12 protein-coding genes are annotated in these 15,423 nt (G+C 54.4%); 2 read left to right on the top strand and 10 right to left on the bottom strand.

The features are described from left to right. Positions 1–93: 93 nt before the first annotated feature. The 10 genes from OSC10802_RS0103920 to OSC10802_RS0103870 all read right to left on the bottom strand — a co-directional run bounded on the left by OSC10802_RS0103920 (position 94) and on the right by OSC10802_RS0103870 (position 12,186). Positions 94–1,404, bottom strand: a complete 1,311-nt coding sequence (locus OSC10802_RS0103920) for a glycosyltransferase family 4 protein (protein ID WP_017715482.1) — start codon at positions 1,402–1,404, stop codon at positions 94–96. Positions 1,405–1,484: 80 nt separating this feature from the next. Then, positions 1,485–2,231 (bottom strand): sulfotransferase domain-containing protein, encoded by a 747-nt coding sequence (locus OSC10802_RS38605; RefSeq protein WP_017715481.1) that lies wholly within the window; start codon positions 2,229–2,231, stop codon positions 1,485–1,487. Positions 2,232–2,462: 231 nt separating this feature from the next. Then, positions 2,463–4,325: a glycosyltransferase family 2 protein gene (locus tag OSC10802_RS0103910; RefSeq protein ID WP_063711955.1), complete on the bottom strand. Its 1,863-nt coding sequence runs from the start codon at positions 4,323–4,325 to the stop codon at positions 2,463–2,465. A 62-nt stretch (positions 4,326–4,387) separates the two neighbouring features. After that, complete coding sequence (locus tag OSC10802_RS0103905; protein WP_026098145.1) at positions 4,388–5,788, bottom strand: glycosyltransferase; 1,401 nt, start codon at positions 5,786–5,788, stop codon at positions 4,388–4,390. 6 nt (positions 5,789–5,794) lie between these two features. After that, positions 5,795–6,856, bottom strand: a complete 1,062-nt coding sequence (locus tag OSC10802_RS0103900; RefSeq protein ID WP_082218237.1) for a sulfotransferase family protein — start codon at positions 6,854–6,856, stop codon at positions 5,795–5,797. A gap of 58 nt (positions 6,857–6,914) precedes the next feature. Then, on the bottom strand, positions 6,915–7,787 hold the full coding sequence (locus tag OSC10802_RS0103890) for a class I SAM-dependent methyltransferase (RefSeq protein ID WP_017715476.1): 873 nt from the start codon (positions 7,785–7,787) through the stop codon (positions 6,915–6,917). Between the two features lie 138 nt (positions 7,788–7,925). Then, positions 7,926–9,314, bottom strand: coding sequence for an ABC transporter ATP-binding protein (locus tag OSC10802_RS0103885; RefSeq protein WP_017715475.1), 1,389 nt, complete (start codon positions 9,312–9,314; stop codon positions 7,926–7,928). A 65-nt stretch (positions 9,315–9,379) separates the two neighbouring features. Then, positions 9,380–10,177, bottom strand: a complete 798-nt coding sequence (locus OSC10802_RS0103880) for an ABC transporter permease (RefSeq protein WP_017715474.1) — start codon at positions 10,175–10,177, stop codon at positions 9,380–9,382. Between the two features lie 325 nt (positions 10,178–10,502). Beyond that, positions 10,503–11,576, bottom strand: a complete 1,074-nt coding sequence (locus tag OSC10802_RS38600; RefSeq protein WP_198525056.1) for a class I SAM-dependent methyltransferase — start codon at positions 11,574–11,576, stop codon at positions 10,503–10,505. A gap of 10 nt (positions 11,577–11,586) precedes the next feature. Beyond that, on the bottom strand, positions 11,587–12,186 hold the full coding sequence (locus OSC10802_RS0103870; RefSeq protein ID WP_369797054.1) for a sll1618 family protein: 600 nt from the start codon (positions 12,184–12,186) through the stop codon (positions 11,587–11,589). Positions 12,187–12,228: 42 nt separating this feature from the next. Here OSC10802_RS0103870 and ruvB point away from each other — a divergent pair, with 42 nt between their 5' ends. Further along, a complete protein-coding gene (gene ruvB, locus OSC10802_RS0103865) occupies positions 12,229–13,341 on the top strand; it encodes a Holliday junction branch migration DNA helicase RuvB (RefSeq protein WP_017715471.1) in 1,113 nt (370 codons plus the stop codon). Between the two features lie 409 nt (positions 13,342–13,750). Further along, a complete protein-coding gene (locus tag OSC10802_RS0103860; RefSeq protein WP_017715470.1) occupies positions 13,751–14,566 on the top strand; it encodes a tetratricopeptide repeat protein in 816 nt (271 codons plus the stop codon). Positions 14,567–15,423: the final 857 nt, after the last annotated feature.

Below are 15,423 nucleotides of genomic sequence, written 5' to 3'. Positions count from 1 at the left end.
CGGCCCTACTGCCTGGGAACGCCCTCTGGGTGGGCTGCTGCCTCCCCCTGGTTCGTGGCTCAAGAGTTCAAGCCACTCCTGCCAACTTTTATTTTACCCTACGCGCGCACCTTTGCCCTTACTCACAGCAAACCCTTTACTTCCCTTCTGTTTCGGGGCTTTTTCTTTTTCCTCTTGCAGCGGCGGCAGCTTGCCGGCGGCAACATCTTTAATCAGCTGGATGTGGCGGGGGAGCAACTCGGCGTGGGAATAGCGCTCCAGAGCAGTTTGGCGAGCTTTGGCGCGGATTTCCGCCATGCGTGCCGGGCGATCCAAAACTTCATCAATTCGGTCAGCAATCTGCTTCGGCGAGAAGAAATCAACGAGCAAGCCATTCTCCCCGTCGCGGATAACTTCCGCCACCGGCGGCGTATCAGAGCCAATCACCAGACAGCCTGCCGACATCGACTCAATCATCGACCAAGACAGCACAAAAGGTCGGGTCAAATAGACGTGCGCCGAGGAAGCCTGAATCACTTTCAAATACAGTCCGTAGGGAAGCGTTCCCACAAAGTGAACCCGCGACAGATCCAGCGGCACTTTCTTGAGCATGTGCTCTTTATACGTCTCGCCGTTGGGCAAAGCTTTGCCGTAACAAACCCTGTCCGCTCCCACAATCACCACATGGCAGTTGGGGCGTCGCTCCTGCACATAGGCAATCGATTCGATGAATTCCGGGAAGCCTCGATAAGGCTCCATCCCCCGCCCCACATAGGTGACAATTTCATCGGCACCCGACAGGTCCAGATTGGGCAAAACCATTTTCGCCCCCGGATCTGGCTTGAAATACTCCGTATCCACCCCATCGTGCAGCACACTAATTTTGCTGTGGAATTCTTTGGGAAACTGAGAGCGCTGCCAGTAGGTGGGCGAGAGCCCCCAGTCGCAGGAGTATAAATCCAGCAGCATTGGCGAATTTTTTACGCGGATGCGCGGAATATCATCCGCATTCAGGGGGTCCGCTGGGTCAAAGTTCGCGTCCGACCCAAAAGCGTGATAGAACCACTCAAAATAACACATCAGCGCTGCGTTGGGGAAGACATCTTTCATAAAAAGCGTCGGACCCCAACCGGAGTGCCCGTAAATAATATCCGGCACAAACCCCTCTTTTTTCAGCTCCTCAGCCTGCCGAAACATGGCCTGCCCCTGCAGCACGGCATTTTCTAATGGGCGGACATAGTGGTGAGTCTCCTGACGCGCTTCGCGACTGGGTGTGAACAGGACTTTTCTCACCCCCGGGATAACCCATTCCGGACGCTCGTTTTTCGTCCCGAAAACAACCTCATTCTTTGGGTCGCTCCCTAGAACGGTGGCGACATGGCGGAACTGCGCTGGGAAATTGGGGTGAAGGAAGAGGATTCTCATAGTGTTCGCAAAAACTGGCGCTTTTTTGGTATGTGGACTTCTGTAAACTAAACCGAAACCCTCACAAAGCTTGTGGCCGGTCAGGGGTGAGAGAGCGTGATGCCAAAATTTTTCTCCAAGCGCTGGTTGTGGGGCTGGAAATACTCTCTCAAGTAACGTTGGGTTGCATCGCTGATGGGAGGGTACTCTCCTGCATTGTACTTGCCGTACTCAGGCAGCCGGCAGTCCGGCAACCCCAGGAACTCAAACACCTGCTTGACGCTTTCAGCAGGATTGGCGTAGAAATCTTCGCTTTTCAAAATTAAGAATTGTTTTTTGGGAAAGAGTTCCATCCAGCTGAGCAGCTGCTCGGCGTATGCGCCCCGCGACAGGTAAGTGCAGTGCTGGTGATTGAAGCTGTAGTAAGTCTCATCTGCTAATATCTTCTCGGTTTCTCCTTTGAGCCTTTCCGGTTCGAGGGCGATGGCGTCCTCAAAGGACAGCTTCTCATATCCTAGCCTAACTTCATGATGGTAGTGCGACCACGCTCTGGCCACCGGCTCGCGCAGCAGGACGATGAGTTTGACCTCGGGAAACAGCCGCCAGACTCGCTGCGGCACTAAGGGGTGAAAGATATAGTAGGGGCTCGACTCGCCGGTGAGCCACCCAGCGCCGGCGGTGCGGCGGGGAAATTGCTCCAGATACCACTCCACTCCTTTACTGAAGAACAGGTCAAAAAAATGCAGCTCTTTTTGTGCAGCCGGTCGAATCTGGGGGTGCTGGATCAGGTAGTGATACAGCGATGTCGTCCCACACTTTTGCGCCCCAATAATCAGGAAATCTGGCATAATAGTAGAGTTTGTAGTTGGGCTTCAGCCCAAAGTTCGTAGTTGGGCTTCAGCCCAAAGTTCGTAGTTGGGCTTCAGCCCAAAGTTCGTAGTTGGGCTTCAGCCCAAAGGTTTGTAGTTGGGCTTCAGCCCAAAGGTTTGTAGTTGGGCTTCAGCCCAAAAGTTTGTAGTTGGGCTTCAGCCCAAAGTTTGTAGTTGGGCTTTAGCCCTACCGGCACACCTCACCCCCTCTCACACATTTATACTGTAGTCCTCGCGGTCCCTGGTTAAATTCGGGCTGTAGCAAGGATCGTGCGCGATCACCTTTTTCCACTTGCGCCGCATGTAGTCTATCTCTTTCGCAAATCTCGCTTGTTTTTCCGGAGTGTCCTCAAACCCGCGACTCTTGGATTCGTGGTGATACAGCACCACCTGAGGCAGGTAAATATTCCTGTACCCTCTTTCCGCGATTTTCAGACACATGTCAATGTCGTTGAACGCTATCTTCAGCTCTTCCTCAAACCCGCCCACTTCCTCAAAGACTTCCCGCCGGCACATCAAACACGCCGCTGTCACCGCCGAATAGTTATTCACCGTCTGCAGTTGATAGTAGTACCCCGGCGAGTTGGGCGGAAAGTGCTTGTGACTGTGACCGGCAACTCCCCCAAGTCCCACCACCACACCGGCATGCTGAATAGTCCTGTCCGGGTAGAGTAGCAAAGCGCCCACTGCTCCAATGCTGGGTCTTTGCGCCTGCTCCACCATCGCATTCATCCAGTCGTCTGCCAGCACCTCCGTGTCGTTGTTCAAAAACAGCAGGTACTCCCCCTCACACTGCTTGACCGCATAATTATTAATCTTTGAGTAATTAAAAGGAATATCCAGCAGCTCACAGCGAAAGCGATTCGGCTCCCTGGTGCGCCACTTGTCGATGACATCTGCTGTCTCTTGCTCCGTGCTGCCGTTATCGATGACCAGCACTTCATAGTTCGGGTAAACCGTTCGCTCAAAAATCGAAGTCAGGCACTGGTTTAAAATGTCTCCGAAATTCCTTGTCGGAATAATGATGCTGACTTTGCTATAATCTTGGATATGGTAGCGAACAATCGTGTGACCGCCCACCGTCAGCGTCACCAATCCCGGTTCGGAGCGCCGGTAAAGGGCTTCGGTTATCGCTTTAACCGCTGCATCGGTCGCGTAAGTTTTGTTTTCTATATCGCTCGCCGTGGAAGCGGGGTGAATCCGCCAGTGATAGAGAATCTTCGGGATGTGAAATATTTTGTCGGTTTTTTCGGTTAGCCGCAAAACCAGGTCGTAATCCTGGCTGCCCTCAAAGCCTTCTCGAAAGCCTCCTATCTCGCTCACGAGGGAGCGCCGGTAGGTGCCCAAATGGCAGGTGTACATCCTCGACAGGAACGAGTCCGGACACCAATCGGGCTTGAAGAAAGGGTCTCTCAGCTGATTGCTCTCGTCAATCTTGTCCTCATCCGAATAGATCGTATCCGCCTCCCGATGCCGGTTGAGCAGCAGGGCAACTTCATACAGGGCGTCCGGCGTCAGCACGTCGTCATGATCCAGCAGCGCCACAAACTCGCCGGTGGCGATTTCTAGGGCTGAGTTCGAGGCGCGGGAAATATGGCCATTCTCCGTCCTGAAAACGACTTTTATCCGCTCATCTCTAGCGGCATACTCTTTTAATATATGTTTGACGTGAGGGGCCGTTGAAGCGTCATCCGCCACGCACAGCTCCCAGTAAGGATAGACTTGATTGAGCACCGACTCAATCGCCTCGTGGAGAAAACGTGCCGGCGTGTTGTACACCGGCATAATAATGCTGATCGCCGGCTTATAATTAAAAATCTCCACCGTCTCCGCCATTTTGCGGAGGTCTGCAGGGCGGGGGAAATTCTGTCTCAGCCATATCTGATAAGTATCTTCATGGTGAGTAATTGCGGGAGCCACCTCCACAGGAGCCGGCGTATCATCTAGCTTCAAATACAGTTTCTTGAACACTTTAGCCCAGGCATGCCGTGTTCCTCTCGTCCTCCAAATCTCGGACAGCTGCTTTATCCGTGACAGCACACGTTTAGACCGCGAGACAGCATTTTCAAACATCAGTCTGTAAACCTATAAACTTGTTCGCCTACCCGAAGGACATCAGGGATGCCACTACGCGCTTAAGCGTCAGCTCCCAAACCCATAACCTTTTTTAGCTTAAACCACTGCGTCCGCAACTTCCAGAATTTGCTCGTCCGTATGGCGTCGAGCGCCGCTTGCGACGCCTCCAGTGCGGACTGCTTTTCTTGCAGCTCCTCCTGCCAGCGGGCCAATTCCCCCTCCCAGCCGGTCTGGCTTTGCTGCAGCTGGGTCTGGCTTTGCTGCAGCTGGGTCTGGCTTTGCTGCAGCTGAGTCTGGGTTTGCTCCAGTTCCGCCCGAATTTGCTGCGCCTCGCTTCGCGCCTTGAGCAGCTCTCCCTGCAGCCCGATGTGCTTTTGCTGCGCTTGCTGCAGCTGACTCTGGGAGCGCTTCAGCTCGGCTTGCAGCGCCACCTGAGTTTGCTCCAGCCGGCTCTGCGACTGCTCCAGCTCCGCCTGCGCGCCCAGCAGCGCCGCTTGAGTTTGCTGCAGCTGCAGCTGCGCCCTTTGCTGTTGAGCCACCCACTGCGCCTCCGCTTGCTGCAGCTGCGTCTGCGCCCTTTGCAGCTCCCCCATCCACTGCGCCTGCGCTTCCAGCAGCTGCTCTCCCGATTTTGCCAATTCCGCCTCAGTTTGCTCCAGCTGCCCCAGCAGGCTTTCAGCGCGGGCTTTCTCCGTTAAATAAGCAAACTCTTTGTCCGCCCAAATATTCGCAAAGTTAGTCGCGTAAAGCCCGATGTGCTTAGTCGCTATATACCGCAACAGTTGCTTGCGGTTTTCTGGAATATTGCAAAAACTCACCATCGAGTCCGAGCGGAGCCGGTAGTCGAACAAAACCTCTGGAATGTGATAAAATCTCCATCCCTTTTCTGCCGCACTCAACCAGAAATCCCAGTCTTCATACCCTAATTTCTTTGGGATTTTTGGGTCGTACCCCCCGCACTGTTGCCAAAGAACCTTGCGGAACACAGCGCAGGCATCAATATAGTTCCCCCTGAGCATTCTGTTCAGGTCAAAATCGGGGACTGACCTCACCCCCGTCTGGTCTCCAAACAGCTCCGCATCCCCATACACTACCCCCACATCTGGGTGTCTGTCGAGGATCGCAATCGCCTTGGTTATATAATCCCCTCTTATCTTATTGTCAGCGTCTAGCGGCAAAATATATGGCCCTTTGGCCAGTTCGATTCCCTTATTGCGAGCTTGCGCCAGCCCCTGGTTGCTCTGATCTACGACTTGATAGCCACTGTTTTTCAAATAGGTTAAAACTTTCTGAGTCACCGGATCTGTAGAGCCGTCATTGACTACGATCGCTTCCCACACCGGCTCGCTGCAACTCTGGACACTAGAAATGGCGTCCAGGATAAATTCCCCTTGGTTGTAACAAGGAATCACAACGGATACCGATATCTCCTCGCTTGGCGATTTCCCTGATGTATACATCTCTTCTCACTCTTTTTCGGTTGTGGGGCTAGAAACCGGGTTTCTCGAAGAACCCCGGTTTCTAAACAACTTCGCTAACTTGCTGCGCAATTTCCACAGCTTCGACTTCTTTAGGGTGGCAATCTCCAGCTGCAGCTGCTCGATTTGCGACTGAAGTTCCGCTCTCTCTTGCTGGCACCGGCTAGAAAGACTCTGAACCTCTAACTGATTCGCTAATCCTTGCCAGTGCAGCAATAAAGGCCATATTTCTGCCGGCAAACCCCCCGCTTCTAAAGCTTCACAAGAAAAATCACTCGCCAAATCCGCTGCCCTATCTAACTCTTCTAGCAGGGAAAAATACTGCGGTGCGATCTGCCGCAAAATCTGGACGAGGGGATGAGTCAAGCTCACGCTCTTAAAAAGGCGCTCGTCGTAAATCTCTCGCCAATTGTCAAGAGAAAAACTCGCTGCTTTCAGGTTAAGCTTAGCCTCCAGCAGTTTAACCAGCCGGTCGGGCGACTGGATGAGCGCATTAATATTGAGCAGGATGCAGCGTTCCGGATGCCGGCGGTAGAAGTCCAGCACATGCCGGTTATAATACGCCCAAATCCGCAGAATAACGTCAGGCCGGCTGTAGAAAATAGGGCGGTTTTGGCGGAGGATAGAATCTGCCACATCCCAGGGGAGCCGGTAAACAAACAAGTATCGGGCGTCAGGAATTAATTCATCCCAAAAATCCAGCATTAAAGAGGTGCGCGGATCTTTCCAGCCCCAAATGCCTGGATTTCGCTCGCGAGATTGAATTAAATCCCGTGCCGGTTTAACGCACTCTTGAAACTTCTCGCGATCGAGCCACTCACTTTCCGTCCAGCCCCAGTCTGGCCATCCCGCCTCCTCACACCGGCAGCTCTGTTGCAGCACCGAGCGCTGAAATTCAAGGAAATCAACATCTTCAAAGTAACCCTTTACATTAAAACAGTCAGCCTCACAGAGATTCTCCCCTAAATTCACTCCCATCGCCTTTATGAAGGAAGCGATTAGGGATGTTCCCGACCGGTGCATTCCAGTTATTATCAGCGTCGATGCCATCTTTTTTACCACCTCCCTGCAAGCGGTTCAAACATTTTACTAAATAAACTCAATAAATTTACTGAAGATCCTCTTTCTCTGGCCAGTCTTCTTGAGGCAGCTCGTTCATGAGTGGGGATGACAGCAAGCGCACCGGCTGACCTTTAACCGCCACAAATGTACTGCGATCTGCTTCCTGTCTGGCTCTCATCACTTCATACTTTTTTACCATCGGGCTGTGACATTCGTAAACTGAACTAAACCCCACACGCCCCAGTAAATTGTACAGAGACGGGCGAGTCAGCCAGAAACTGTTGATATTGTCCACCGATGACCACAGGGACTTCGCCCTTTCCTCGGGCGTTGAATCGGGACTGTGTTCAGGATAAACTCTCCCCCAGTAGCTGTTCCCCTTGTAAGCATAGCACTTTTCCGCAACCGCACTGACATGGGTGTCGATTACTGCGAGCCGGTGGCAGACCTCCGCAATGCTTTCCAGAAATTGAAAAACATCGGGAGCGTCCAGATGGTAAAATATCCCTAAGCACAAAACCACATCGAACTTGCCGTACTTTTCGGCAGAGAGATTGCGGACATCATCTTGAAAAAACTCAATATTTTCCAGAGAGAGAGCCTCCTTGGCAAAGCGCGCTTTTTCTACATTGGCTTCTCGCCCTTCTATGGCGACCACCTTCGCGCCCTGAAGTGCCATCTCTATGCCATACAGACCTTCCAAGCAAGCCAAATCTAGCACCCGGAGATTTTCAAAAGACTGCCCTGACCAGTCGGCGATTGTTTGCGCCACCCGCCTTAACTTGACTTCAGCCCCCGTAACTGCTTCCTTATCAATTGTGTGAGTCTCGCCGGCAAGCCGGATGTTGTGATTTGTCCACTCCCCAAACTTTTTAATAATTTCTGCTTTCTGGTGCCCTAGGCTATCGCTGCTATTCATCGGAACGTCTCACAATTGCGTGTTTGGGACAGGCCGGCTGTACTGCGGTCAAAACTATTATAGCGGTTTTCATCCTTTGTGAGGTACTGAGAAACCCGGTTTCTTTAAGAAACCGGGTTTCTTGTCCACCGGCACACCTCAGACAAATTCCACTTTTTTCCCTGTCTCCATCACGGACAAGCTCGGCTCAATCATCAAATCAACGATCCCGCTTGCCTGAGAGTTGCTTTGGGGCTGCACCCTAAACATCGCGACATCAATACAGCGAGCCAAGTAGGTAAAATTCCCGTCAACAATGCCGGACACACCGGCATTTAAAAAATACACCCCCGGATTCAGCAAGCACTTAAACTGAAATTTCACCACCAGAGTCGTGTCCGCCTCAACATAGCTGATCGACTGGCTGGAAGCGGAAGCCGAAGCGCCCCCAAGCTCAAACCCACTCAGGGTTTTCACCAGCATGCCAAACCGGATTTTAGAAGCCGGCTTGTAAAACGCCACCGTGTAAGTGTAGATATAAGTGTTCCGGCTGTTCAAATGGTTGACAATTTTGCCATCCTGTGTAGTGATTTGGGGGTTGAGAATCCGGGCACCCCGAGGGACATAGGAAATCGTATTTGCCGGCACCAAATCCGGGTCATAAAATTCCCGCAGCCACTTCTCCTCCGCACCGGCGCGGCCCGCCACAACGGACAGCGGGCTTTTCTCGCGACCGGCAAGATGGGATTTCAAAGGAGTAACCGTCGCCTGATTCAAGCTGCGTATTTCTTCGCGCAATCCCTTTTCCTTATCCGGGGGCGCGTAAATCAACTTGTGATATTTGTCTATCACCACCTTAGGCTTGTGAGACAGGAGCATTTCCCCCCGGTCCATCAGCACCGCAGCGTTGCAGAGCTCGATCACCGCCGAAGCGGCGTGAGAGACAAACAGAATAGTTCCCCCTCTGTCCTGAATCGTTTGGATGCGGGCGAAGCATTTGCGCTGGAAAGCTTCATCCCCAACCGACAGCGCCTCATCTACAATCAGAATATCCGGCTCCACGCTAGTCGCCACCGCAAACGCCAGCCGGACGAACATCCCACTGGAATAAGTTTTCACCGGCTGCTCGATAAAATCGCCGATATCGGCAAAGGCAGCAATGTCATCGAACCTTTCCTCAATCTCAGAGTGCGTCAGCCCCAGCAACTGACCATTAAAGAACACATTCTGCCGGCCAGTAAACTCCGGATTGAACCCACTCCCCAGTTCCAAGAGCGCTGAAATGCGCCCGCTCACCTTAACTTCCCCTGCTGTTGCGCCCAGAGTGCCGGCAACAATTTGCAGCAGGGTGCTCTTTCCCGATCCATTGCGCCCGACAATTCCCAAGGTTTGCCCTTTTGGCACTTCCAGATTGATATCGCGCAGCGCCCAAAATTCCTCAGCTCTGCTCTTACCTGGCAACAGGATCTCCTTGAGCCGGTCGGCGGGATGTCTGTAGCGCTTAAAGCACTTCGACACATTTTTCAGTGAAATTGCGACTTCTGGCATGGCTGTTATTAAAACTGAAAATAATCTGGTGAAATACCGTAACTTTTTTCCAGGGGTTTAAAAGCTTACAGGACATCGGCAAATGCCGGTCGCAAGCGGCGGTACGACCACAAGCCTGCGCCAAACACTATTAACGATATCACCGAAGCCGTCCCCCACTCGCCCCAGTGCCTCACCTGTCCCACGAGAACCAGATCGCGGTAACTTTCAGCAAACGCCGCCATCGGATTCAGCCAAAATACCGCCGCCCGCCAATTTTCTGGAATGACAGAAGCCGGATAGCAAATCGGCGTCAAATAAAACCAAAAATTCAGAATTACTCCCACAGTTTGGGGAATATCCCGCAAAAACACCGTCAGACCCGCCCCCAAGTACCCCAAACCCGCCGTTAACAGCAGTTGAGGCAGCCACACGAGCGGCAGCAGCCATAAGCTGCTGTGTGCCGTGTGCGCTGTGAGGGCCACGAGGACAATTAAGGCCATCAGCCCCATCGAACTCTCGATGAACGCCGCCAGCACCGGCACCAAAGGCAGCAGCGCCAGGGGAAACACCACCTTTTTGACCAAATTCGGCTGCGCCACCACTGAAGACGACGCCTGCAGCAACCCGCCGGTGAATGCCATCCAAGGCAGCAAGCCGGCAAACAGCCACATGCCAAAGGTCAAGTTATTTTCTGGCAATCCTTGCAGGCTGAGCTTCACCTTCAGCACTATCGAGAAAACATACGTGTAAATTAGCAGCTGGGAAATCTGATTTACTAGCGGCCACAAGTTCCCCAGCACTGACCCTTTATACCGCGCCTCTAGCTCGCGCCGCACCAAGGTCTTCAGCAGATCCAGTTTCAGCCACCACTTGGACTCCATCAGCGCCAAGCGGTTAACCCTGCCAGCTTTCCTGACAGCTCCTCTAATTGTTCTGACCAATTCCGTACTCCTCACCCACTACACCACCTAAACACACCGCCGGCAGGGGCAACCGCGAGGGGATTGCCCCCACCTCCTCCCCTCACCGGGGCAGCCGCAAAGGGATTGCCCCTACCTCCTCTCCTCACCGGGGCAGCCGCGAGGGGATTTCCCCTACCTCCTCTTTTCACCGGGGCAACTGCGAGGGGATTTCCCCTGCATTTTGTCCAGATTCAAGGCAGTCAGCGGCATTTTATACCTTAAATTAAGATTCTAGGCATATTTTTTATTTTTTTTGCAGGATCAGCATGTCCTGGTAGGTGGTGAGCGACGCACGCCCGCACCACGAGCCGCCGTATTTTCCCAGCACGCTGAAGCCTCGCTCGGCAATCCACTCCAGCAGGAGCGGTTCCCTGAAGCCAATTGCACCCTCCGGCACCTCGATCGAGGCGGTGAGACAGTCCTCCAGTTCATAAACGAGATTTTGGGAGCTCTTTCCCGCCGCCACCAGCCATTGCGACTCTTCGTTGAGCAGGAAGCAAGTGCACAAGCACCGCCCCCCGGACTTGAGTACCCGGCGGATCTCCGAGAGGTAATGGCGAACCTCACCGGCGCGCATGTGGGTGAAAACGGAGCTGAGCAAGACGAAATCAAAACTCTCTGCCTCATAGGGAAAGACAAACTCCTGCGCCGGCACCCTTCCGTTGGGGCTGTACATCGGGTTGCAGATGTCCGCGAGGCGAAAATTAAAATTCTCAAACCGAGGAGAAATGGTCTGCTGCGCCCACTCGATGGCATTGGCCATAATGTCAAACCCCTCGTAGCGGGCTGCCGGTGTCAGGTAGTGAGCCAGGGAGTAAGCCATGCGCCCAAAACCGCAGCCCACATCGAGCACGCAGTCGTTTGGCTGCAAACCGGCCCTTTGTAACATGTGGCCCAAAAACTCAAAGGCAATCAAATAGAAATTGCCACCGATTAAATCGGCATCTTCCTGACTGGGAACCGGCAGGGAATCCCCCAAGATGCTGAACAGCAGACGCCCCTCGCGCCCGCTGAACAGGGGTGTCAAAATCACCAAACCCTCTCGCGCCCCCTCCCACTCGTCCAGTGGGGCGCGAATGCTGAATTTGGCCGTCTCAGCGCAGTCCAAGTCGGGGAAGGCTTTTTTCACCCCCGGACTGTACAGCCCCTTTTCCACCTCAAACTCGCGGAGTTCCCTGCCGGCAAAGGCAAGCTTGAAGCCGTCGGCAGGCCCGGCACTGAAGGAGGCCACCCAGCCCCCCACGCGCAGCGCGCCACTCTCAATGGCCACTTTTGCCAGCCCCCCCCGACTGGCCACGGGTTCCCTCAGTTGGCTCACAGCGCGCAGCTCAGCCGGCGGCAAACGGTTGCAGGACTTCCGCGATCGCCTGGCGCTGCTCGGCATCGTAGCCCCAGCGGTCGAGAAACGCCTGGTAGGCACCCGAGCCGGTGCTGGCGCTGTCTCGCATTTCCTTCGCTAGAGTTGGGATGGCTGGCAGTTGCAGGTTTTGGATTAAATTGACGCAGCGGGAGCGCACACGCTCAGAACTCGCCGCCATCTCCTCATTTTGCAATCGCCGGTGGGCCACAGCTGTCGCCGATGACATCACCAGATTTTTCACCAGCAGTTCGGCAACAATATCGGGGGAAGACTGCAATCCCCGCAGCACCCCGGCAGAGGGACTGTCCGCAACAGGCCGGTCATCCGTCAGATAGGTCACGAAAAACTCCCGCACCCCGCTCTCACTGGTGGCGATTGTGGCGATCTCCGCTTCAATCTCTGACTCCTGTAGCTCGCCGCGATCCATCCGGTCGAGCAAAGATTGGGTGATGGCCATCGCGCCTTCAGCGGCCTTATCTTCTGGGACTGACAAAAGGTCTTCAGCGGTCATAATGTCAAAAATCCTCCAGCCAGAACTTGACCAATCGTACTCCAACCTGCTTTTCAAGATAACTTGATCTTGGGGAATATTTTAAGACCGGCGGCAATCATGGCAATCATCTCTTCGAGCAAACAGCCTCAAGAACCCAAGCGGCGCAAGAGCGCGGCTGAGTCACCTGCAACCTATTCCGCGCCGCCGGCAAGTTCTCTGCTGGCTCCGGAAGCCACCGGCGACGAGCAAAACAGCAGCAAGCTCGAAGAAAAACTCCGACCCCAGCGACTCGCTGACTACATTGGCCAAAAAGACCTGAAAGACTTGCTTGATATTGGCATCAAAGCCGCGAAATCCAGAAACGAATCTCTGGATCACCTGCTGCTCTATGGCCCCCCCGGTTTGGGCAAAACCACAATGGCCCTGATTATGGCCCAAGAAATGGGCGTCGGGTGCAAAATCACCTCCGCTCCGGCACTGGAGCGCCCCCGAGACATTGCCGGTTTGCTCGTCAACCTCCAACCGGGTGATATTCTCTTCATCGACGAAATTCACCGGCTCTCCCGGATGACAGAGGAAATCCTCTACCCGGCGATGGAAGATTTTCGCCTCGACATCACCGTTGGCAAAGGGCAGAGCGCCCGCACCCGCAGCATTCCCCTGCAGCGCTTCACCCTGGTGGGGGCAACTACGCGAGTCGGAGCGCTGAGCTCTCCGCTGCGCGACCGGTTTGGTTTGATTCAGCGGCTGCGCTTTTACGAAGTTGAGGAACTCAGCCAGATTGTGCTGCGAACCGCCCAAATCCTCCAGACTGCCGTCACCTCGGATGGCGCTGCAGAAATTGCCCGCCGCTCGAGGGGCACCCCTCGGATTGCCAACCGGCTGCTGAAGCGGGTGCGCGACTACGCCGAAGTTAAGTCAGCGGGGGCGATTACCGAAGCCGTCGCCACAGAAGCTTTGCAGCTGTTCAGCGTCGATCCCTGCGGCTTGGACTGGACTGACCGGCGCTTGCTGAGCGTGATGATTGAACATTTTAATGGCGGGCCGGTGGGTTTGGAAACAATGGCCGCCGCCACCGGCGAAGACGCCCAAACTATCGAAGAAGTCTACGAACCCTACCTGCTGCAAATCGGCTACCTCAACCGCACCTCTCGCGGTCGCGTCGCCACCCCTGCAGCCTGGAAGCACTTAGGTTACAATCATCCGGGACAGCAGCTGTCTTTATTTTAGGAGTTAGGGGTTAGCGGTTACGGGGTAGGGGTTAGGCGTTAGCGGTTACGCGATAGAGGTTGAGGAACGGCTGACTCGGAACAAGGTACGGCTGAGCCGGCACTAGGTGCGGCTGAGCCGGCACTAGGTACGGCTGACTCGGCACTAGGTACGGCTGACTCGGAACAAGGTACGGCTGACTCGGAACAAGGTACGGCTGAGCCGGAACAAGGTACGGCTGAGCCGGCACTAGGTGCGACTGAGCCGGCACTAGGTGCGACTGGCCGGTGCGCCAATCCGCGCCGCCGTGCTACGATAGAAAACTCGATTTATTTATTGCACTTAAAGAAGTTCGCAGTTCCGCTTTTGCGCTAAATTGCGACTGCCAACCCCTATCTTTTTTGCAAATTATATATGCGGAGATGAGATGATGAGTTTGATTTTGAGTGGGGTGTGGGCACTGCTGGTGAGTGTGGCCGGCTGGGTGGGGCACATCGTGCCGGAGATGCCGGCACCTGTGCCGGCACCGGCAGCGATCCAGCAGCAAGCGCCCGACGCTCTGGCCAAAAAGGCTTTTGAAGCCACAAATGCCGGTGACTTCGCCACAGCTGAAAACTACTGGACTCAGCTGATTGACCAATTCCCAGACAGCGCAGCGCTTTGGAGCAACCGGGGCAATTCCAGAGTCAGCCAGAACAAGCTAGAAGCGGCGATCGGGGACTACAAGAAAGCCATCGAACTCGCTCCCGGCGCGCCCGATCCCTACCTGAATCGGGGCACGGCGCTGGAAGGGCTGGGCCAGTACGAAGCGGCGATTGCGGATTACAACCGGGTGCTGGAACTCGATCCGCGAGACGCTGCCGGTTACAACAACCGGGGCAACGCCGAAGCAGGGCTGGGCCGGTGGGAGGCGGCGCTGGCGGACTACCGGCAAGCGGCTAATCTAGCGCCAGACTACGCCTTCGCCCGCGCCAACTGGGCCCTCGCCCTCTACCAAACCGGCCACACAGAAGAAGCCATTCGCACCATGCGCAATTTAGTGCGGAAATACCCCAAGTTTCCCGACATGCGGGCGGCGCTGACGGCTGCGCTCTGGCAACAGGGACAGTTCGGAGAAGCTGAAAGTAACTGGGTGGCTGTCGTGGGCCTGGATTCGCGCTACAGAGACATTAACTGGGTTGCCAGCGTCCGCCGGTGGCCCCCTAAAATGGTGTCAGCGCTCGATAAGTTTCTCCACCTACAGTAAGTTTTTTGGCATTTAATTTGCCTCATTTCCATCAATTTTATCGTTCGCAATCGGGCATTTACCCCTTACCCAAAGACTGGAAGCGCGCCTATTCAGGCTTTGCACTTTTGCTGAAATAAGCAGATTAAAAGCATAGCAACAGCAGGTGCCTTCCCTGACCGGCACGCCATTGTGTGTACCATTGGTACACAAAGCCATGGGCGTGGCCATTGGGCCATACATCTTCCACTCCCCAAACCGGCAGTGCACTTGACATTTCCGCCGCCATTGTGTGTACCATTGGTACACAAAGCCATGGGCGTGGCCATTGGGCAATACATTTTCCACTTCCCAAACCGGCAGCGCACTTGACATTTCCGCCGCCATTGTGTGTACCATTGGTACACAAAGCCATGGGCGTGGCCATTGGGCAATACATCTTCCACTCCCCAAACCGGCAGTGCACTTGACATTTCCGCCGCCATTGTGTGTACCATTGGTACACAAAGCCCTTGGCGTGGCCATTGGGCAACAGATTTTCCACTTCCAGGACCGGCAGCGCACTTGACATTTCCGCCGCCATTGTGTGTACCATTGGTACACAAAGCCCTTGGCGTGGCCATTGGGCAATACATTTTCCACTTCCCAAACCGGCAGCGCACTTGACATTTCCGCCGCCATTGTGTGTACCATTGGTACACAAAGCCATGGGCGTGGCCATTGGGCAATACATCTTCCACTTCCCAAACCGGCAGTGCACTTGACATTTCCGCCGCCATTGTGTGTACCATTGGTACACAAAGTGATGAGCGTGGCCATTGGGCAACAGATTTTCCACTTCCAGGACCGGCAGTGCACTTGACATTTCCGCCGCCATT

Origin of the sequence: Kamptonema formosum PCC 10802 (assembly GCF_000332335.1) — a bacterium.
GTDB lineage: Bacteria > Cyanobacteriota > Cyanobacteriia > Cyanobacteriales > Oscillatoriaceae > Oscillatoria.
This window is presented reverse-complemented; position numbering and strand designations above follow the sequence as displayed.

Coding starts and splice junctions, on each gene's coding strand:
- OSC10802_RS38605 (WP_017715481.1), bottom strand. CDS start 2,231: ATGCCAGATTTCCTGATTATTGGGGCGCAAAAGTGTGGGACGACATCG.
- OSC10802_RS0103910 (WP_063711955.1), bottom strand. CDS start 4,325: ATGTTTGAAAATGCTGTCTCGCGGTCTAAACGTGTGCTGTCACGGATA.
- OSC10802_RS0103885 (WP_017715475.1), bottom strand. CDS start 9,314: ATGCCAGAAGTCGCAATTTCACTGAAAAATGTGTCGAAGTGCTTTAAG.
- OSC10802_RS0103905 (WP_026098145.1), bottom strand. CDS start 5,788: ATGTATACATCAGGGAAATCGCCAAGCGAGGAGATATCGGTATCCGTT.
- OSC10802_RS0103920 (WP_017715482.1), bottom strand. CDS start 1,404: ATGAGAATCCTCTTCCTTCACCCCAATTTCCCAGCGCAGTTCCGCCAT.
- OSC10802_RS0103900 (WP_082218237.1), bottom strand. CDS start 6,856: ATGGCATCGACGCTGATAATAACTGGAATGCACCGGTCGGGAACATCC.
- OSC10802_RS0103860 (WP_017715470.1), top strand. CDS start 13,751: ATGAGTTTGATTTTGAGTGGGGTGTGGGCACTGCTGGTGAGTGTGGCC.
- ruvB (WP_017715471.1), top strand. CDS start 12,229: ATGGCAATCATCTCTTCGAGCAAACAGCCTCAAGAACCCAAGCGGCGC.
- OSC10802_RS0103890 (WP_017715476.1), bottom strand. CDS start 7,787: ATGAATAGCAGCGATAGCCTAGGGCACCAGAAAGCAGAAATTATTAAA.
- OSC10802_RS0103880 (WP_017715474.1), bottom strand. CDS start 10,177: ATGGAGTCCAAGTGGTGGCTGAAACTGGATCTGCTGAAGACCTTGGTG.